Origin of the sequence: Pseudomonas cerasi (assembly GCF_900074915.1) — a bacterium.
In the GTDB taxonomy this organism is placed as follows: Bacteria; Pseudomonadota; Gammaproteobacteria; order Pseudomonadales; family Pseudomonadaceae; genus Aquipseudomonas; species Aquipseudomonas cerasi.
In genome coordinates this window covers 1,918,068-1,938,608 of sequence record NZ_LT222319.1, presented here as the reverse complement: position 1 = coordinate 1,938,608, position 20,541 = coordinate 1,918,068, and the positions used below count along the sequence as shown (strand labels likewise).

Sequence of the window (20,541 nt, the reverse complement as noted above, 5' to 3'; positions counted from 1 at the left end):
CGCCTTTGCGGAACCCATGCCATGCCCGAACCGATTCAGTCCGTACTCGTCACCGGTGCCAGCTCCGGCATTGGCAAAGCCATTGTCACGCGCTTGCTGACACAGGGCTTGCAGGTCACCGGTCTGAGCCGCCGCACGCAAGACCTGGAACACGAGAACTTCACCTGGCGAGCGTGCGACCTCAACGACTTCAACGCGCTGGACGCAGCCCTGCAGCAAACACCGCGCATCGATGCACTGATCCATGCGGCCGGCTTCATGCGCACTGCAGCGCTTGGCGAACTGGACGATGCCGATGGCCAGGCGATGTGGCATCTGCATGTGGCCGTTGCCAGCCACATGGTCAATGCGCTTTACCCACGCCTGCGCGACGGTGCCCGTATCCTGATGATCGGCAGCCGCACCATGCAGGGCGCGGCGCAACGCAGCCAGTACGCAGCGACCAAGGCGGCGCTGCAAGGCATGGTTCGCTCATGGGCGATCGAGCTGGCCCCGCGTAACATCACCGTCAACCTGATCGCCCCCGGCGCGACCGAAACGCCGATGCTGCTGGACCCGGGACGCAGTGGCACGCCGCCGCGAAAGCCTCCGATCGGCCGCTTCGTGCAACCCGAGGAAATCGCCGGTCTGGCGGCGTTTCTACTCGGCCCCGACGCGGGTGCAATTACCGGGCAAAGCCTGGTGGTATGCGGCGGTGCGTCGTTGTAAGGTTGCATCCCGCTTCCAGGCTTTAGTGCAAGGGCTGTAATGAAAGTCGCCAACCGTCGTCAAGCGATACTCGAACTGGTTCTTTCCGGCAAATCCAACGTGGACGAGCTGTGCGCCCAACTCGGCGTCTCGGAAGCCACGGTTCGCCGCGACCTGACCGCCCTGGCCGAACACGGCTTGATCCTGCGCACCTACGGCGGCGCGGCACACGTCGGTCAGCGCGAGCCGGAAACTTCCCTGGAAGAGCGCAGCCGTCAGCACAGCCAGGAAAAAATGGACATCGCCCGTGCCGCACTGGCGCACATCGAGGATCACGACACGCTGTTTCTCGAAGGCGGTACCAGTACCAGCGCGCTGGCGCACATTCTCAATCAGCGGCGCGGGCTGCATGTGATCACCAATAACCTGCTGGCGCTGAGCGATCTGGCGTTGATCCCCGATGGGCGCATCACCGTGCTCGGCGGCACGCTGCGCGCATCGAGCATGTCGACCTATGGCGTGGCGGCGCAGGCAGCCCTGGAACACCTGAGTGCCGACAAACTGTTCATCAGTGCCGATGGCGTGGTAGCGGAGCTGGGTCTGTGCGAGGCCAGCGCCGAACAGGCGTATCTAAAGGAAAACATGGTGGCACGTGCCGCTCAGGTCTTCGTCCTGACTGACGTCACCAAGCTGGGCCGAGCTCGTCAGCAGCACTGGACACCCTTGCGCCAGCCATGGACGCTGATTACCAACCCGGTGGATGACGAATCCCTGCTCGCTCCGTTCAAGGCACGCAAGAGTATTCAGGTGGAAATTGCACTGCCTGCCTGATTCGGCAAACGACCTGATTTCCTGTTCGTGGCACTTGGCGCGGGCCGTGCAGACTTTTGCGCACCCAATACCTAAATAAAATCGACCAAGGCTTGTACTCAAAGCGATGCAGCGAGCATGCGCGAGTCAGCGCACGTGTGCAGATACTTGCGCACTATTTCACGCTTTTCTTGCTCGATGTCTTTGCTTTAAATCCCTATCTATTTGTTTTTTATAGATAAGTAGACAGTCGGCACATATCTTGGAATGCACCTCTGCATACAGCGGGCGATATCGACCGTTTCTGCGCAGAGATTCCATGCATGACCGACAAATCCGGCACCCATACTCAACGACGTGCTGCAACGTTCGCCAAAACTCCCGCCACGGCCACCAGCCTGTGTCCCTTCCGCGGACCTGACGTCGCCATCGTGCCCGTGCGCTATGCGCTGGATCGCTCCCGCTACGATACCGCTCCCCAGAAGCTGAAACCGCTACTCAAGGGCAGCCGCTGGGCGGTGATGCCGAAGCTGAAAACACGCAGCTATACCCTTCGCCAGCTGTATGACGGTTACGTATATGTCTATGACGAGACTGCCGAAACGTTGCATGAGTACGCGGTGTCAGCCGCCACCGGCAACCTGAGCCGTATTGTCTGGACCGATACGCAGCTTGGCAGTGACCGGCGAAGCGGTGCCGACGATGGCAAACCCTTCCTGCTCTATCCGCGAAACAACCTGCTGCGCATCGCCTTTTCAGCGCAGCAGTGGACTTGGCGAATTTGCGAACACCTGCGCTCGAATCCGGCAAGCCGCGCTTCATGGATGAAAGCGCTGGATCTGAAACGCTACTGCATGACCATGGCCGAGCCGGATACCTTGCCGTTGAACCGCGTTGCCGAAGCGGTGGCGGACATCGATAAGGAGCATGTGGTTGACGATGGCCGCTTTGCAGACTCGGCGATTCCTACATCCAAGGCCTCCAGCGAAGAAACCCAGCCGCTGTTTTCGCCAATCGGCGCTGACGTTTTCTGGCAGGGCAGCGTTGAAGACCAGCACAGCTCACTGCTCATCGCCCTTGATGACCCGCTGGCCATTTTCAATGATCTGGGCATGCAACTGGCCGCCGATCAGGCCGCTTACCGCAACTGGCAAGCCGAGCACGAACACAAGATCCAGATCGCCCAGACGGTCACCGCACTGTGCGGCGCTGAAAGTGAACCAGAGAAATTGCCGACATCGGTGCGCGACAATGCGGCGCTCACCCATCAGTACCTGGGCGAGCTCGAAGCTTACTTCGAGCAGTGCATCCTTGAGGAAGCGCAGATCAGCAGCAGTAACGTTCCCGGCGATTTTCTGCTGACGCCGGACATGTTCAAGAGCCTGGACATGCGCAAATCGCTTGAAATGCGATACGGCAGCGCGCCCGCCGACGAGGCCCTGCAAGCCTGGAAAGATCGCCACAAATGGCGGCGCGAGGTCGATCTGAGCGGTGCGCGTCAGTACCTTCAGCAGCACCTGCCAACCGGCGACACACTGCTGCAACAGGTGCGTGACACGCAAAGCGACTTTAGGCAATGGTCGACCCATCTGGGCACCGAACCGCTCAAGCTGTTTGTCGACACCACCCACCCCGAAAGCCTGCTTTATCTGCAAACGCTCATGCTTAACCTGCAGATCATCTACGCTCAGGACAACGCCGCCAGCACCTGGCTTGCCGAGCAGGAAGCCAACGACAGCAGCCTGTTTGGCACCTTGCGCTATGGCTTCTCGCCGGCGCTCAAACACGCGCTGCATCAGGAGGCCAACGCGCTGCTGAACGGCCTTGGCGACGTCACCAACCTGGCCACCCGCATCGGCGAACTCAACGGCACGCTCAATCACCAAGGCTTTGCCGACAAGCCGTGGATGAAGGCGCTGAAACACCCCGCTCAGGACACCTTCAAAGCCCTGAGCCAACTGGCCAGCAGCGGCAAGGCAACGTTCGAAAGTATCCTGCTGGCCTGGGTACCCATCGACAGCCGCCTGGCGGTGGGCAAGCAGCAGAACATCGTTGCACTGATACGCACGCTATTGATAGGCCAGATCCTGCTCGATTCGAAGGCGCGTATCGCGATCGATCACAAGATGCTCGCGAAGCTGAAAACCTGGATCAGTGAGTGGCAGGTGCTCAACAAACAGATCAGCGATACCCGTCGCAGCTGGCTCTACCCCACCGCTTACAACCCCCGCAAAAGCATCGCCAGCCACCTGCGCATGCTTGAGCAAAAGCTTCGCCTGCACGAACTGAGCATGCCCGCCCTGCTCGACTTTCAGAACAACGAGTACGCCAGGCAGTTGCAGGATGAGATTCGCCTGCACTTCCAGTCCGGCAAAGCCATCGCCAAAGACTGGCTGGCGACCGCCAAACGCTGGCTCGATGGGCTGGGAGGGATTGCCGGCTCGATCACCTGGAGCGTGATCATGCTCAACTTCATCAACACCGCCTTCACTTATCGCGACCTTACTCGGGATGGAGACTTCAGTGCCAAGGACATCGGCAAGGTGACGTATGGTTTGGGGTATAGCTTTAACCTGTTGATGGCGGTGTTTGTTGAAGCGCCGTGGGCGGTTATCAGTACGGCGAAGCCACTTGTCATTGGCGGCTATAACATAGGCATTCTCGATAAATCGGCGGCTTACTGGAAAGCACGAGGTAACGCGGTTTGGGGGGATGCGAGAAGGGGGTTTAGAGGTTCGATGGTGGCGATGGGGGCGTTTGGGATAGCGGCCGCGGCGCTGGAGGCAATCGACATCAGCAACGACCGGAGCAAGCTGAAAACTTCGGCAGAGAAAAACGCGACTGTGATAAAGGGGCTCGCTGTAGCTGCAATGGGGCTAGCCTCGTTAGCTCAATTGCTAACAGGTATATCGCCTGCTAGCAGGCTAACTGCTGTAGTTATGAGTCCGTTGTTCAGTTTGGCATTACTCATAGCAGGCACAATTTACCTCTTCGCGACAATGGTGTTAAATTATTTCAAACAGGATAGCGTTGGCTGGTGGCTACGTAAATGCTGTTGGTCACGGACCCCAGAGCACCAACATGCAAATACCGCCCAAGGACAAAATGATGAGATACGTAGCTTATTGCAAATACAACTAAGCCCACAAATTTATGTAAAAAGCACGGTACATTACGAAGACCGATATCTTGGCAAAGGTGATTACATCAGTGTTGCTGTACAGAATGGTGCCGGCATACAGGTTCGTCTACCGGGTACACTGCGCGGGTCATCTGTAGCTGTTAACGTCATTAGCAGCAAGCGACCGTGGGGCGTGCTACCTGTAGAAAAAATAGACCGCTCAGTCCAATCAGATTTTCTGGACCGAGGACAATTCAGGAACGTCAAACAGTTCGGGACGCTTACAAACAAGCCTGTAGGCAAAACTTATGAAGACTTTACTTACCCTCTGATGCCACCTCAAAACGAAGATGTTATTTGGGAAACTTGGGTACCGCTTGATAAGGACGCCAGCTATCTGGAATTGCAAATACATTACCCAATGCACCTGATAAATTCCGGCCAGAACGATACGGGCTACTCATTTCAGCTAGAACTTGACGCTAAAGGCAGTACATCTTTCGCTGACCTGACTGAAGCTGAACTTGAAGTGAAATCTTCTAGCCGAGAAGGTATTCTAATGCTTGAAATTGCGAATTAAAAACATGAATACACCTCAAAAATTGCCGCACTCAAAATCCGATTTCAGAGCAGGCGAATGCATCGCAGAGCCACCTTTAAAACGCTTACCTCGCTTGATAGGCAACGACGTCCTGAGTTGGTCAATCAAAGCAATGGCGCATCCTCCGAGAGAAATTATGCGAATGCAATTATTTTTGGGGCTGGGTCACGTAGCGATGCTCTTGTTCAATGTTTGGGCATGGTGGGACTTATTTATTCAGGAGCCACACTGGGCGGCTGTGTTCACTTCGGTCATCGCCGCGAATTATGCTTACTATGTTGGTTTGATGGTCCGCCAAAAAACCATCTTCAACTACACCCTGAAAACCGATGGCGCCACGGTCGAGTATTACCTCCACTACCCCGACTTCGCCTCAAGCTTCTTCAAGGGCATCGCCATTTTCGTCATGTTGGTATTCGGATTCGTCGCCGTCCTGACCGGATCGTTGCTCTTTCTGGTCGGCCCGGTAGCGATGGCCTTCATCGCCGCCATCAAACTGCTGAACTGGGAAAACCCTGTCCACCATCGACAAACCGCCCCCTGGCACCTGCATGAATTTGTCACGGTCGATCACAGACGCCTGATGGTCATCATCCATTGCGACGATATCACCACCGGCTTCGCCGCGCGCTTTCCCAGCAAGACGTTGATGGACAAGTACCTCGCTTTCCTGCGCGAGGTACTTCCGGCGAACGCTGAATACATCGAAAAAGCCACTAACTGGCATCAGGGCTGACGCGACTCAGGCTTGAGCCGACACACACTGCAAGCCTGAGAAAGCGATCAAACTGCCATTGGCACCGTGAAGCGGAACTCGCTGCCCTCGCCCACCCGGCTTTGCGCAGCCAGTTCACCGCCGTGTGCCTTGATGATGCCTTGCGAGATGTACAGGCCCAGACCGGTGCCGGTCGGGTTGCCTTCCTTGACGGTCCAGTAGCGCTCGAAGATGTGTGGCAACTGCTCGGGAGGGATACCCTCGCCGGAGTCCCGTACGGTGAACACGATTTCAGTGCCGTTGGACATTGCCGCCACACCGATTGTGCCCATTTTCGGGGTGAACTTGATGGCGTTGCCGATCAGGTTGGACAGCACCTGGAAGAGACGCTCCGGGTCGGCCTGGACCTTGAGGTCAGGCTCGGCGTTGAAGGAGATCTCGATGGACTTGTCCATCGCCAGGGGGGCCAGCAAGGTATAAGCCTCCTCGAATATCTGGCTGACTTCCAGCGGCTGCGGCGTAATGGTGTAACGGCCCGCTTCGATTTTCGAGGTGTCGAGCAGGTCTTCGAGCAACACATTCATGCGGCTGGCCGCTTGCTGCATGGTATCGATTGCCGTGGAAATACGTCGCGAGGTGTGTGGTCCATCGGAGCTGAACGACTTCTGCATCATCCCACACAGCATGGAAATGACCGTCATCGGGTTGCGCAAGTCATGGGACACAACCGCTACCAGCTCGTCGCGGGCGCGAACGGCCTGCTGCTCCCTGCGCACCTGGCGGGCGAGGTCATTTTCCAGAGCGGAGCGGCGCAGGTCATTGGCGGCGAACACATCGCCATAGCTCCACTTCGTAGCGATCCCGGTCATCTCGACTTTCCAGATCTCAAACGAGGTGCGCGGCCGAAGACGCATGCCGCCTGCCGAGCTCTCCATATCCAGTGGTTTTTTCGGATTACCGCTCCACTGAACCGTTTCCTTGACCTCGGGGCGAAACCAGATAACGCCGTTGTCGACCGGCTTTGGCAGGCTCATCGCCAACACGCCGCTGGCAATTGGCTGATAGGCCTCGGCAGGCGGATAGACACTGGATAGATGATGACTGGCATACACTGGTTCGCCACCAGCAATCATCCACGCATGCAGTGCACGTACCTCAGAAGGCTCCGGGCAGGTGCCGAAACAATGCGTTTGCCGGTCTTCGATGATGGCGACGCCGCTCGCGCCTACCAGATCCATCAATAACTGTGGTTGCTGCGCCAGACCGTCAAAGACGTTTTCTTCGGACTCGGCCATGGCCAGATTCAATTGCTCGAGCGCCCTGACTTTCGCCTCTCGCTGACGGCTTATTTCCAGCGCTTCCATGGCACTGATCTGCAGGGAAAGCACCTGACCTATCGCCTGGCAGGCACTGCGCAGTTCGTGAGTCACGTACAGCGGCGTGCGGTTGCCGCAACTGATCAATCCCCACAACTTGCCGCCCTGAATCAGCGAAACACTCATGGATGACAGCACGCCCATGTTCTTCATGTACTGGCAGTGGATCGGTGAAACACTGCGCAACGTCGAAAAACTCAGATCAAGCTGCTCCTGAGTGTCCGGACGCAGTTGAGGCACCAGGGGCACCGGGATGTAATCGGCATCGGGAATAATGCGCAGCCAGTTGCGGCGATACAGTTCGCGCGCCTGCTCGGGAATGTCCGATGCCGGGAAAAACAGTCCGTTGAAAAGCTCCATGGAGGGCGACGACGCTTCAGCGATCACCTGACCATGGCCTTCCTCTTCGAAACGGTAGATCAGCACCCGGTCGTAACCGGTCATTTTCTGGATCTCGCGGACACTGACTTCATACAGGCTCTGCAGATCACTCGCAGCATGCAACTGGCGCAACATGCGGCCCATGTTGCCGGTGCGCTCGGAATAACTGATCGCTTGCGCATCCTTGTCCTGGATCTCCAGTTCCAGAATCAGAACGCCCTGGCTGCGGTGCAGCAAGGCTTCAAACTCGATGCCGTTGATCGACATCAGCAGACGTTGCGCGTCGATGAACGAGTCATGAGCACTGGCGCTTTTAATAACCTCGGTCCAGCCAGCGCCCAGCACACAGTCCAGCCCCTTGCCGAGCACCTGCTCGGGCACATGGCCCAGCACAGTGTGCACGTTGGCACTGACTTGCAGGATAGTCAGCTCGGGCTCTTGCAACGTGAACAGCAGGCCGTGGGGTTGAATGGCGCCAGGGAACTGAATGGGCTCATCCGCACAATTGGCCAGAAGGACTTCAAAGGCGTCTTTGTCGAGTTGGCTCATAGCAGTACCTCTTGACCCTCGAGCCAGTGCTCGAAACATGCAAATGTGGAGTGCGCTGCAAACGCGGCGGCATCAATAAGAACAACTTCTCGCGGCACGTCGTCCAGATGATTCAGAAACGCCTTCCAGCGAGGTCCGGTGAGAGCACCGTACACATCGAGAAAGGCCGTTCCACGTTGCTCATCCAGGTCCAAACGCCGGTTTATCTCACGTCGCAACACCTGCCCGCCCAGTGTCGCCCCTTCCAGCACATACATAACACCCAGGCATGCACCGGCAGAATCAACAGTGGGTAACCGTTCGCAGCGGGGCAATTGCCCGATGTCGTGATCGGACAGCCCCAGCGCACGCAGATCCTCGACCAGCATAGGAGTTTTGACCCTCTCGACCGGAATAAGCTCCGCAGGTATCAAGGCACTGCCATGCAGTATCGCTTCAAGCGGTGCATAAAAACCGTAGTAGGCCTGAAGCAGACGGAGGTAAAGAGCGTGATCCAGAGCGGGTGAAAAAAACGGCATACGTTTTTCAAGCTTGACGTGCAACTGCCTCGTTTCAGCACGCAGTGCATCAAGCAGTTTCGGCGGGTTAACACATGAAAAACTTGCCGGCATCCAGGAAGGCTCTTGAGTGTGCAATGGGCAAAAAACGCATCCGAGCGAAAACAGGCCGCCAAAATACAGATTCAGAGCAAAATCTGACAGTTTTTTCATGTGTTTGCGATGAAATACCGCAATCCATAAAGATAAAAGCCAGCGTGACAAGACGACGGTTTACAACTCCCCGCAAAATACGCGCTCAACTAACCAAGATAGTCGAAAACCGAGTCCTATATGCGTTTCGTGCGTGCGTGGTTCACAGGCGCAAGCACTTTAACATCATCCAATAAATATGCCATCCTCAGGCAAGCCGCTGACTCGACCAGCGGCTTGCGTAGCAACGCTGACAAAGGCCGGTTCGCTTCGTCAACGCACGTTCTGATACAGCATCATTCGCGAGGTTTCATGCAGACCGCGGGTGAGGTCGCGCAGCCGTTCGAACTCTTGCGGGTTCTGTTCGGCGACGTTGTCCAGCGGCGTGGGTGAAGACAGGTCATGGAGCGTTGGCGAACTGCCGTCGTGCTCCATTTGCAGCAGGTAGTTGCGCGTGACACCGCCGATCAGCGGGAACGTACCTTCGCGCAGTACCAGCGGCACCACACGTTCACCTTCCGGAGCCGCTTGCTGAATGTCACGGCCCATGGTGCCGCTGGTGAAGTCCATTCCGGCCATCCCCGCCAGTGTCGGCAGCAGGTCGGCGAGACCGACCGCTTCGTCGACAACGCGTGTGCCCAGCAGGCCGGGGGCGTGAATCAACAGCGGAACGTTGTTGCTCTCCAGGCCCAGTTGCTCGAACGCCGGCGCCATGTGCGGGATCTGGCTGATGCGCGTGTTGTGATCGCCAAACAGCACGAAGATGGTGTTTTCGTAGTAACCGCCCGCCTTGGCCAGTTCCATCAACCGTCCAATGTTGAAATCCAGCAGGCGCACGGCGTTGTACTGCTCCACGCTGCGCGAACCGGCGGCCTGGACCTGCTCCACGGTCTTGTCGCTGACCTGAAAACCGTCGTTGTCCTTCGGAATGGTAAACGGCCGGTGATTGCCCGCAGTCTGCACATAGGCAAAGAACGGTTTGTCGGCTGGCAACGCACGCAGGATCCGGTCGCTCTCCTTGAACAGATCCAGGTCGGAAATCCCCCAGACATCCACCTGCGGTGACTTCCAGTCGCGCTCGTCGTACAGCCGTACGTCGTTGATACTGCGACGGATCAAGGCGTTCATGTTGGCCCAGCCGGAATTGCCACCAATCATGTACAGCTTCTCGTACCCCTTGAAGTCATTGATGATGGTGTTTTGCCGTGTGAGCAGCGGATGGCGCGTGGCGGTCTCCTGCCGTGTCACGTCGGGAACCCCGGTGATGCTCGCCCAGACCGTTTTCGCAGTGCCGGTCACCGGTACGTAAAAGTGCTTGAAGAACCAGCTTTGGGTGGCCAGATGGTCCAGGTTTGGCGTCGGGTTCAACGGGTTACCGTAGGCACCGACAGCGCTGGTGCCCAGCGATTCGAGCATGACGAACATGACATTCGGCGGCCGCTCGCCCGGCAGCCGGTAGGGCTGCACGGTCTGGTGACGCTTGAAACTCAATCCCTGTACATCTGGCTGCCGGACGCCCAGATAACGCGCGACCCGCTCATAGTACTTGCGCACCTCGGGTTCGTCGAAGTTCGACTGGGAGACCTTGAGCGTGTCGTACAGGAACAGCGCCGGGTTGAGCCCCAGTGCCGCCACCTGGCTGTTGCCTGAGAAGAACGCATCGCTCCAGCGCAACGGTACCGGGTTTTCCAGATTGAGATTCTCGACCCGGCCCAGCAGGCCGAGGAAGGTTGCACAGACCATCAGCGCCGAACCCCAGACCACGGACCCGCGTTTGATCGGTCTGGCCTCACGGTCCAGGGTGGCACGTTCAAGCCTGATCAATGCCCAGCCGAGCACTGCGACAGTGAGCAGCCAGCCGACAGTGATCCAGAATACTGGATAAGTCTGCCAAAGCATGTCCCGGGAAATCTGCGCATCCTCCAGATAGCGCAGCACGCTGGCGTTGAGCCTGACCCCGAGATAGGCGTAATGGCCGAAGTCGACGATGTAAATCATTGTCAGAATCGCCAGCGCCACGATCAGATAGCCCCGCGCCAGCCAGCGCAGGGCACGCACGCTGATCAGGTTACAACCCGGCATCCAGAGCAGCACCGCGACCGGCAGCAATATCAGCAGCGCCAGGCGCAGGTCGAAGCGCAAACCGATGCCGAGCGTCTTTGCGACCTCGCCATGCGTGAACAGCGTGCCCGGTTCGATACCGGAAAACCCGTAGAAGAACACGCCCCTCAGCAACGCCGACAGCAGGAACACCACCATGACCGCGCCCAGCCAATAATGCAGGCGTCGCGATTGCAACCAACTCATCGTCATTCCTCTAGACATTGCCGACAGACAGAGCCGCCGGACGGCGCGTCTCCATTGTGCGGCGATATACAAACCGGACAGCCAGGACCAGCAAGGCCCCACAGCAGTACAGGCCAAGCAGCGGGTCGATCAGGTAATCCCAATAATTTTCCGATGGCTTGATGCGGAAAGTGAAGGCCAGCGTCGCTGCGCTGAGCATCACGACGGCCAGCGCATTGCGCATAAAGACCAGCCCCAGCGCGATGACAGCGACAACCATGATCATCGGCCGCGGGTTGTAGCCCCATCGGTACGGATCGAAATACGTCAGGCCCAGCGTGGCCGGGTACAAAGTCAGTGCCAGCGCAGCGAACACCAACAGCATCAGCCCGCGCCTGGACACTGCCATCGGCCTGAGCACACCCAGTCGCTGCAGGGTCAGCCAGCCCAGCAGCACCAGGCTGCTGATGGCCAGGTCATCGGTCAGGCTGCGGGCATAGGACGCCATCGACAGCCCGTCGATCGAGATCACACTCACTAGCGAGACGGCAGCCAGCAGGCCGCAGCGCCACCATAACGATGCGGTCAAGGGCGCCAACAGCACAAACAGGGTCCAGGCAAATGCCAGATGAGCCAATCCCAACGCGATCATAAAAGTTGCTCCGCCAGCCAGGCCTCGTTGAAGCTGACATGCTTGATGAAGGTGTTATTCCATGAGTAGACCAGGTGATACAGGCCGTCCGGGCTGCGGATGAAGTACGGGTATTCGTATTCGAAGTCGCAGCCCTGGGGCGAGCAGACCCGCTGGTCCAGATTGCTCAGAAACGCCTCTTCCATCGGTTGACGCAGGGCGCCACTGGAACTGCGGAAGCCCTCGCCGATCACCTCCTTATATGCTTCGAGGGTAAACGGTGTGCCCAGCGGATCGGGCGACTTGTCGAAATCCATCAGTGGCCTCCAGACGTTCATCTCCTCGTCAGTACCGTACAGACTGAGTTTAAAGCGCCCCTCGCGCAGGTCGTTGAGCGCCACCAGCAGCCCCTTGCCTGGCACACCGACCGCAGCCAGCGAAGAATTGGGGTTGCTCGGGGTCAACGGATACGGCTCGCTCCAGCTCTGACCGCCGTCTTCGGTGCGGCTGGCCAGCACCCGGTGGAACGTCTCACCGGCATAGCGCAACAAGGCCACGGCGCGCTGCCCGTCCAAAGGCACGACGATGGGCTGCAGGGAATTGTTGCCACGGCTGATGCGAAACTTGTCGATCACTTCACCGTCGGCGCTCAGGTACAGGTATTCGGCAAACTTGCCGAGAAACTCATGATAGACCGGCAGGCCGATCGAACCGTCGGCATGAAACACCGGCGCGCCGCGCACCAGCGTACTGATGTTCAGAAACGGGGTTGTCACCAGTTGCCACGGCGGCGACCAGCTGGAGCCCATGTCGCTGGAGACCATGGCGTTGACCGTACTGCCCGCCCAGCCGCCCACCGAGACTGAAACGTAGAACAGCCACAGGCGATTGTCCGGAGCCAGGGCGATCACCGGATTGCCCAGTTTGCGGATGTATTTACCAGTGCCCGACTGGGTGGAATCACGGGTTGCCAGCACCTGCTCGCCGCCCCACTCACCACTGGCCGCGTCGAAGCGCGAGGTGCGTATTTCAACGTCGCCCGCGCCCTCGCGAGAACCGGCGAACCACACCGACATCAGGTCGCCGCCGGGCAATGCCGTCACGGCCGAGGAATGCACGAAGTCGTCCAGATCGGAAGACGCGAAACGCGAAATGTAGGACGCCTTGGGCGCCACGCTTTCAGCGCCAACCGGCGCGGGGCTGAGCGCGAACGGCGCAATACGGTGCTGTGGATGGCTGAGCCACGCACTGAGAAAAATCGCCACAACAATCAGGCCTGCGCTCCATGCAGCCAGGTTTCGGGAAATAACACGCATCGGGAGGCATCACTGTAAAGAGGAACAAAGGTGTGGTTTCAGCGATGGCGATCTTCGGGCAACGGGCGTCGCTTGCCTGTCAGCATCGACAAGGGCAGGTTGTCACGCACCTGAACGCTTTCGAAGATGGCGGCGGCCATGTGCAGCACCACCAAGGCACACAAAGTGTTGGCGAGAATTTCGTGGATGTCCTGCGGCCAGTCGGCGCCCCACAGGGCATCGACTTCTTCCATCAGAAAACCGGTCAGGCCCATGCCGAAGATCAGCACCATCATGAGTACCATGACCAACGCGCCGAGCGGGGAATGGCCGAGCCGATGCATCGGCCGCCGGTCGATCAGCGAGCGGATGTGCGCACGCAGGCGCGCCGGATGTGGCCAGAAATCGCTCCAGCGTGCGCTGCGCGGCCCGATGAATCCCCACACCACGCGCACCGCCAGCCAGGCAACCGCGTAATAGCCCAGCCAGATGTGCCAGTCGCCACCTGCTTCATTGAAGAAATAATTGGCAACGAAGACACCCGCGATCGAGACGTGAAACAGCCTGACCAGCGGGTCCCACAGGCGCAGGGAAACACGGCTCATTACTTGGTCTCGGTCTTCACCGCTTTACCCGTCACCGGATCGTGATAGATCTCGACCTTGCGCTTGTCCTTGTCGAAACCATAGATTTCGTAGCAGTTGCCGTCAGTCACCTTGAACTTGCTGATCTCGTAACCCTGAGCCTTGAGCTGCTCCTGGAATTTGGCCTGATCCTGCCATTGGGACTTGTCAGCCGTGGTGCATTGCGGGCCGGCAAGTGCCAGCGGGCTGGCCAGACACAAGGAAATCAGCAGGACTTTACGCATGACAGATACTCGCAAGCAGTTAAGGAGCGCCTACTGTGCGAAACGAATCTTAGGAAAAGCTTAATACGTAATAGCTCGTAACATCTTCCCGGACACACGGCACTTCGCGCTGCTGCCTGCTGACGGCATCATGGCGCCCTTCCCCACACTCACCGGTCAAAGCCCTATGCGCCTGCTTCTCGTCGAGGATGATCGAGCCATTGGTCAAGGCATCCGCGTGGCCCTGAATACCGAGGGCTATACCCTCGACTGGCTGGAGGACGGGCTGAGCGCGCTGCACGCCCTGCGCAGCGAGCCCTTCGACCTGTTGCTGCTCGACCTTGGACTGCCGCGCATGGATGGCCTGGACCTGCTGCGCCAGTTGCGCGCCGAAGCACTTACCTTGCCGGTGCTGATCCTGACCGCACGCGACGGGACTGCCGACCGTATTGCCGGTCTGGATGCCGGCGCGGACGACTACCTGATCAAGCCATTCGACGTCGATGAACTGAAAGCCCGGGTCCGCGCCCTGCTCAGGCGCAGCCAGGGCCGTGCGCAACCGCTGCTGGAACACGCCGGCATCAGCCTCGACCCGGCGTCGCAACAGGTCAGTTTTCAGGGCAGCGAAGTACCGATGACGCCGATGGAATACCAGTTGCTGCATCAACTGATGATCCGTCCCGGCAAGGTGGTCACCCGCGAGCGCTTGTCCAATACCCTGTACGGCTGGCAGGACAAGGTCGAAAGCAACACGCTGGAGGTGCTGATTCACAACCTGCGCAAGAAACTGTCCACCGAGCTGATCCGCACCGTGCGCGGTGTCGGCTACCTGCTGGAGCTCAAGGCATGACCTCGGTACGCGCGCGTATTCTGATCCCGGTACTGATGCTGTTGCTGCTCGGCGACCTGACGATCAGCCTGCTCGCCCTGCGCGACAGCCATCACGAAATCGAAGAAGTCTACGATGCACAACTGGCCCAGAGCGCGCGTCTGCTGCAGGGTGTGCTACGTCAACGCGCAGCGGGTGAGCAGGATCTCGACAAGCTGTATCAGGCGTTCGATCAGGCCATGAGCCGGGTTGGCACCAGCGGCGTGGGCCACCCCTACGAAACCCGGCTGACCTTTCAGGTCTGACGTACCTCGGGCGAGCTGCTGGTGCGCTCGGCCGAAGCCCCGCTGCTCAGCGCACCTCCCGCAACCGAAGGCTCCCACGACTTAGTCGAAAACGGGCACGAGTGGTGCGGCTTTCTCCTCGCCGATCCACAGCAGGGTTTTCTGATCTGGGTGGGTGAGCGCGATGACGTACGCCAGGACCTGATTCAGCGCATTGTCAGTCACACGCTGTGGCCGGCGCTGATCGGTGTGCCGCTGCTGGTGGTCGCGATCTGGCTGGCCATCGGCTGGGGCCTGCGCCCGCTGCAATCAATGGCCAGAGTTATCCGCAAGCGCGATGCCGAGAGCCTGGAACCGCTTGATGTAACGCCCCTGCCCAAAGAACTGGAGCCCATGCAGTACGCGCTCAACCGCCTGCTGACCCAGATCGAAAGTGTGCTGGAACGCGAGCGACGTTTCATCGCTGACGCGGCCCACGAATTGCGCACGCCGCTGACCATCCTGCGTATCCACGCGCAGAACGCGCGCCAGGCCGAAACCCCGGAGCAACGCCTGGAAGCGCTGGACTTTCTCGTGCATGGCGTCGACCGCGCCGCCCGCCTGGCCAGTCAGCTATTGACCATGGCACGCCTGGAACCGCGCCTTGAAGTCAGTCAGTTACAGACCTTCGAGCTGAACACGCTGGTACGCGAGGAAATGGCCGAACTCACGCCGCTGGCACTGGAGAAGCGCGTCGATCTGGTATTTGAAGAAGGCGAGGATTGCGTGATCCGCAGCGACCCGGCAGCCATCACCATTGCCCTGCAGAACCTGCTGACCAATGCGCTGAATTTCGCCCCGACCGCCAGCGAGATTCGCGTTGCCCTGCACGCCCAGGAAGATGGCAGCGCGCACCTGTCGGTCGAAGACGCGGGGCCTGGTATCGACGAACAGCAGAAGGCTCGCCTGTTCGAACGTTTCTACAGCCAGGGTCACAGCAACGGCGCAGGACTGGGGCTGGCGATCGTCGACATGATCGTACGCAAACTGGAAAGCAGCCTGCACCTGCGCAACTCGGCGCAGGGCGGACTGTGTGCAGAGCTGCGCATCAAGAGCAGGACGAGCTGAACCCTGCCTGGCTCAAAGCACCACGCGCAGGCATTGCCCGGCGTGATACAGGGTGAAACCCGCGTCGTAGGCCAGGCTGCGCAGCGAACTGCCCGAAACCTTTTTACCGCTTGAAAAGCTCACCGGCAGCGCAGCCGCGTCGTTGCTCAGCAGGTAATCGGCAAAGCATTTGCCCACCAGTGTCCCGGTGGTCACCCCCCGGCCATTGAAACCGATCGCCGCCAGCAAGCCTGACGCAGGTTCGAAGAGGCGCAGCAAGTGGTCCGGCGTAAAGCCGATGCGCCCGGTCCAGGTGCTCTGCCACTCGACCCGGCCCAGTTGCGGAAAGTAATGCTGCTGGACGCGATCCGCCCACTGACGAACGAACCACAGCGGATAATTGCCGGCGTTACCCAGGCTGCCCAGCAGCAGGCGCCCATGAGCGTCGCGACGAATGTTGCTGAGCACCGTGCGCGTGTCCCACGAACCCTGCCCGCCGCGCAGAATCTGCGCCTGCTCGGCACCGCTGAGTGGCTGCGAAGCGACCTGATAGTAATAGCCAGCGAAGATGTGATCCTTGATGTCGGTCCACTCGCCCTCGGTGTAGGCATTGGACGCGATGATTACTTTCTCGGCGCGCACACTGCCCGCAGCAGTAGAGACCTTCCAGCCATCAGCGGTGCGTTGCAAGCCGTTGACAGGAGAATCACCGAATACTTGCCCACCCTGCGCTACCACGTTAAGCGCCATGCCCGAGACATAAGCCATCGGGTTCACCGTGCCTGCGCGATGATCGAGCAAGGCGCCGCTGACCTTGTCGGTGCCACAGGCGTCTTCGCAGGGTTTGCCGGTCAGCAATTCAACGTTGGCACCACGCCGTTGCCACTGTGCGGCACGGCTGCGCAGATCAGCCAGACCCTTGGCGTTGTGCGCCATGTGCAGGTTGCCGGTGCGGGTGTCCTGACAATCGATGCGGTACTTGTCGATGGTCGCGAACACCAGTGCCGGCGCCGCGCCCAACGCGCCATTCAATCGGCTGGCCTCGACACTGCCCAGTACCTTGTCCAGTTGATCAGGCGCCACCCAGGTCCCGGCATTCACCAGACCGACGTTGCGTCCTGAACCGCCATGCCCGACCTGATGCGCTTCGACCACGCACACCGACTTGCCGCCTTCCAGCAAGCGCAACGCCGCCGACAGACCGGTGAACCCGGCGCCGATGATGCACACGTCGGCGCTCCGCTCACCGCTCAGGGCCGGGCTGACCGGACGTTGCGGAGTCAATTGTTCCCACAGACAGCCTTCAGCAAACGGCACCATCGAAAAGCTCCAGCAATGTCGGCAATAAGCGCCCGGTTCACATCAGTCGAAAACGATGCCCTGAGCCAGCGGCAACTCGCGGGAGTAGTTGACGGTATTAGTCTGCCGGCGCATGTAGGCGCGCCACGAATCGGAGCCGGACTCGCGCCCCCCACCGGTTTCCTTCTCGCCACCAAATGCCCCGCCGATTTCCGCACCGCTGGTGCCGATATTGACGTTGGCAATACCGCAATCGCTGCCCGCGGCACTCTGGAAAGCCTCGGCCTCACGCAGGTCGGTAGTGAAAATGCACGACGACAGGCCCTGCGGCACTTCGTTGTTCAGGCGCAGGGCCTCTTCGAAGTCATCGTAAGCCAGCACGTAGAGAATCGGCGCGAAGGTTTCGTGACGCACGACTTCGCTCTGGCCAGGCATTTCGGCAATGGCCGGCGTGACGTAGTAGCCGTTAGGGTATTTGTCCTGCAACTGACGCTCGCCACCAAACACTTGGCCGCCTTCGTCGCGGGCCTTGGTCAGCGCGTTCTGCATGGCCAAAAACGCTTGCTGGTCGATCAGCGGGCCGATCAGATTGCCTTCGCGCGGATCACCGACGCGCACCTTGGCGTAGGCTGCCTTGACGCGGGCGACCACTTCGTCCTTGATCGAGCGGTGCACAATCAGGCGGCGCAACGTGGTGCAACGCTGACCGGCGGTGCCTACCGCACTGAACAGAATGCCGCGCACGGCCAGGTCCAGATCGGCGCTCGGGGCCAGAATCATCGCGTTGTTGCCGCCCAGCTCCAGAATGCTGCGCCCGAAACGGGCGGCGACACGCGGCCCGACTTCACGGCCCATGCGGGTGCTGCCGGTGGCGCTGATCAGTGGCACGCGAGGGTCGTCGACCAGCGCTTCACCGGCGTCACGATCACCGATCACCAGTTGCGCCAGTGCTGCCGGCGCGTCACCGAAAATCTTCAGCGCCTTGTCGAACAGCGCCTGACAGGCCAGTGCCGTCAGCGGAGTCTTTTCCGAAGGCTTCCAGATCACCGGGTTGCCGCAGACCAGCGCCAGCGTGGTGTTCCAGGCCCAGACCGCAACCGGAAAGTTGAACGCGCTGATCACGCCGACCACACCCAGCGGGTGCCAGGTTTCGCGCATGTGATGACCGGGACGCTCGGAGGCGATGGTCAGGCCGTACAACTGACGCGACAGACCGACGGCAAAGTCGCAGATGTCGATCATTTCCTGCACTTCACCCAGACCTTCCTGAGTGATCTTGCCGGCCTCGACCGACACCAGTTCGCCCAGATCAGCCTTGTGCTCACGCAGCACTTCACCAAAGATCCGCACCAGCTCGCCACGCCGTGGGGCCGGTACTGTGCGCCACTTTAGAAACGCATTGTGGGCGCTGTCGATACGCGCCACGACCTGTGCCTTGTCTTCAAGCGTGACCGAGGCAATCCGGCTGCCATCAATCGGGGTGTAAACCGGATAGTCCCCTTGTGTGTGGGCACTGTTCGCCACGCCCAGACGTGCTAATAACTCGGCAACCATGTTGATTCTCCTGTCATGAACCCGGTGGAAATCATCGATGACCTCAGTATCAAGCTACTCAGGGTCGGGCTACAAACGACGTTTTTGAAAAACATGATTCCTTTTAGGAATGAACTCCTGATCGTTAATAGCCATAAAAGCCCTTACATCGGGAATTATTGGAATGACCCGGTGATTTTATTTCGTTTGCGAGCGCGGCCCGATGTTTGTTTGGATAAGGCCATCATGATCACCCGGAGTCAGGGCCAGGCCGATGAGCGAACACATCAGCGAATCCATTTCGTTTGTCCACAACATGACGCTGTCCCACGGCCGCAACGCCGAAGTCTGGGACACCACCGGCAAGCGCTATATCGACTTTGTCGGCGGCATCGGGGTGCTCAATCTGGGGCACTGCAACCCGCAGGTGGTCACGGCCATTCAGGCTCAGGCGGCAAAGCTGACCCACTATTGCTTTAACGCCACGCCTCATGACCCGTATATCCGCTTCATGCAGCAGCTCACGCAGTTCGTACCGGTCAGTTACCCCCTCAGCGGCATGCTCACCAACAGCGGTGCGGAAGCGGCCGAAAATGCGCTGAAGATCGTACGCGGCGCCACCGGCCGCACGGCGGTCATCGCCTTAGACGGCGGCTTTCATGGCCGAACGCTGGCGACCCTGAACCTCAACGGCAAGGTAGCGCCCTATAAACAGAAAGTCGGCGTGCTGCCCGGTCCGGTCTTTCACATTCCGTTCCCCAGCAAGGACAACGGCGTGTCCACCGAGCAGGCGCTCAAGGCCATGGACCGGCTGTTCAGCGTCGAGATCGACGTCAACGACGTGGGCTGCATCATCTTCGAACCGGTTCAGGGCGAAGGCGGTTTTCTGGCCATGCAGCCGGACTTTGCCCAGGCACTGCGAGCGTTCTGCGATAAACACGGCATCGTACTGATCGCCGATGAAATTCAGTCCGGCTTCGGCCGTACCGGGCAGCGTTTTGCGTTCAGCCGCTTGGGCATCGAGCCGGATCTGATTCTGCTGGGCAAAAGCATTGCGGGCGGCATCCCGCTGGGCGCGGTGGTAGGTCGCAAGCAGTTGCTGGACAACCTGCCCAAGGGCGGCCTGGGTGGCACGTATTCCGGTAACCCGATCGGCTGCGCAGCGGGCCTCGCGTCACTGGCGCAGATGACCGATGCCAACCTGTCCAGCTGGGGCGAGCAGCAGGAGCACGCTATCGTTTCACGCTATGAAGCCTGGCGGACGAGCAAACTGTCGCCGTATCTGGGCAGGCTGACCGGTGTTGGCTGCATGCGCGGTATCGAACTGATCACGCCGGAGGGCGAGCCCGGCACCCGACAGCTTGCCGAACTGCTGAGCTCAGCCAGGGATGCAGGGCTGCTGCTGATGCCCAGTGGCAAGTCGAGGCACATCATCCGCCTGCTGATCCCGCTGACCATCGAGCCCGACGTGCTGCACGAAGGGCTGGATATTTTCGAGCGCTGCCTGGCAGCGCTGGCTTGA

15 protein-coding genes and 1 pseudogene are annotated in these 20,541 nt (G+C 59.5%); 7 read left to right on the top strand and 9 right to left on the bottom strand.

Translation table 11 applies throughout. The features are described from left to right. Positions 1 to 21: 21 nt before the first annotated feature. The 4 genes from PCPL58_RS11385 to PCPL58_RS11370 all read left to right on the top strand — a co-directional run bounded on the left by PCPL58_RS11385 (position 22) and on the right by PCPL58_RS11370 (position 5,955). Positions 22 to 708, top strand: coding sequence for an SDR family NAD(P)-dependent oxidoreductase (locus tag PCPL58_RS11385; RefSeq protein ID WP_065349440.1), 687 nt, complete (start codon positions 22 to 24; stop codon positions 706 to 708). Positions 709 to 747: 39 nt separating this feature from the next. Beyond that, the gene (locus PCPL58_RS11380; protein ID WP_065349439.1) at positions 748 to 1,518 is read left to right on the top strand and encodes a DeoR/GlpR family DNA-binding transcription regulator; all 771 of its coding nucleotides are present in this window, start codon (positions 748 to 750) and stop codon (positions 1,516 to 1,518) included. A gap of 302 nt (positions 1,519 to 1,820) precedes the next feature. Next, entirely contained in the window at positions 1,821 to 5,198 is a 3,378-nt protein-coding gene (locus tag PCPL58_RS11375) for a toxin VasX (RefSeq protein WP_065349438.1), read from the top strand. Positions 5,199 to 5,355: 157 nt separating this feature from the next. Then, entirely contained in the window at positions 5,356 to 5,955 is a 600-nt protein-coding gene (locus tag PCPL58_RS11370) for a permease (RefSeq protein WP_162273828.1), read from the top strand. Positions 5,956 to 6,002: 47 nt separating this feature from the next. On the opposite strand, the gene PCPL58_RS11365 is transcribed toward PCPL58_RS11370, so the two are convergent. From PCPL58_RS11365 to PCPL58_RS11335, 7 genes are all read right to left on the bottom strand, one after another. After that, positions 6,003 to 8,240, bottom strand: coding sequence for an ATP-binding protein (locus tag PCPL58_RS11365; protein WP_065349437.1), 2,238 nt, complete (start codon positions 8,238 to 8,240; stop codon positions 6,003 to 6,005). Then, entirely contained in the window at positions 8,237 to 8,851 is a 615-nt protein-coding gene (locus PCPL58_RS11360; protein ID WP_044309084.1) for a biliverdin-producing heme oxygenase, read from the bottom strand. The genes PCPL58_RS11365 and PCPL58_RS11360 overlap by 4 nt, the downstream gene beginning before the upstream one ends. Before the next feature lie 351 nt (positions 8,852 to 9,202). Then, positions 9,203 to 11,236 carry an LTA synthase family protein gene (locus PCPL58_RS11355; RefSeq protein WP_065349436.1) on the bottom strand — a complete coding sequence of 678 codons (2,034 nt, stop codon included), beginning with the start codon at positions 11,234 to 11,236 and terminating at the stop codon, positions 9,203 to 9,205. 10 nt (positions 11,237 to 11,246) lie between these two features. Further along, on the bottom strand, positions 11,247 to 11,867 hold the full coding sequence (locus PCPL58_RS11350; RefSeq protein ID WP_054080903.1) for a hypothetical protein: 621 nt from the start codon (positions 11,865 to 11,867) through the stop codon (positions 11,247 to 11,249). Then, complete coding sequence (locus PCPL58_RS11345) at positions 11,864 to 13,162, bottom strand: sialidase family protein (RefSeq protein ID WP_065349435.1); 1,299 nt, start codon at positions 13,160 to 13,162, stop codon at positions 11,864 to 11,866. The genes PCPL58_RS11350 and PCPL58_RS11345 overlap by 4 nt, the downstream gene beginning before the upstream one ends. Positions 13,163 to 13,200: 38 nt before the next feature. Continuing rightward, complete coding sequence (locus tag PCPL58_RS11340) at positions 13,201 to 13,746, bottom strand: cytochrome b/b6 domain-containing protein (protein WP_003369989.1); 546 nt, start codon at positions 13,744 to 13,746, stop codon at positions 13,201 to 13,203. Beyond that, entirely contained in the window at positions 13,746 to 14,009 is a 264-nt protein-coding gene (locus PCPL58_RS11335; RefSeq protein WP_003349279.1) for a PepSY domain-containing protein, read from the bottom strand. The genes PCPL58_RS11340 and PCPL58_RS11335 overlap by 1 nt, the downstream gene beginning before the upstream one ends. A 166-nt stretch (positions 14,010 to 14,175) precedes the next feature. On the opposite strand from PCPL58_RS11335, the gene PCPL58_RS11330 reads away from it, so the two are divergent. After that, positions 14,176 to 14,838: a response regulator gene (locus PCPL58_RS11330; RefSeq protein WP_003349281.1), complete on the top strand. Its 663-nt coding sequence runs from the start codon at positions 14,176 to 14,178 to the stop codon at positions 14,836 to 14,838. Continuing rightward, positions 14,835 to 16,208 (top strand): annotated as a pseudogene (locus PCPL58_RS11325) (ATP-binding protein). The gene PCPL58_RS11330 and the pseudogene PCPL58_RS11325 overlap by 4 nt, the downstream one beginning before the upstream one ends. 12 nt (positions 16,209 to 16,220) lie before the next feature. Here the strand turns inward: PCPL58_RS11325 and amaA are convergent. Both amaA and amaB read right to left on the bottom strand, forming a co-directional pair. Continuing rightward, complete coding sequence (gene amaA, locus PCPL58_RS11320; RefSeq protein WP_065349434.1) at positions 16,221 to 17,507, bottom strand: L-pipecolate oxidase; 1,287 nt, start codon at positions 17,505 to 17,507, stop codon at positions 16,221 to 16,223. Positions 17,508 to 17,549: 42 nt separating this feature from the next. Further along, on the bottom strand, positions 17,550 to 19,040 hold the full coding sequence (amaB, locus tag PCPL58_RS11315) for an L-piperidine-6-carboxylate dehydrogenase (protein WP_065349433.1): 1,491 nt from the start codon (positions 19,038 to 19,040) through the stop codon (positions 17,550 to 17,552). A gap of 253 nt (positions 19,041 to 19,293) precedes the next feature. On the opposite strand from amaB, the gene PCPL58_RS11310 reads away from it, so the two are divergent. After that, a complete protein-coding gene (locus PCPL58_RS11310; RefSeq protein WP_065349432.1) occupies positions 19,294 to 20,541 on the top strand; it encodes a 2-aminoadipate transaminase in 1,248 nt (415 codons plus the stop codon).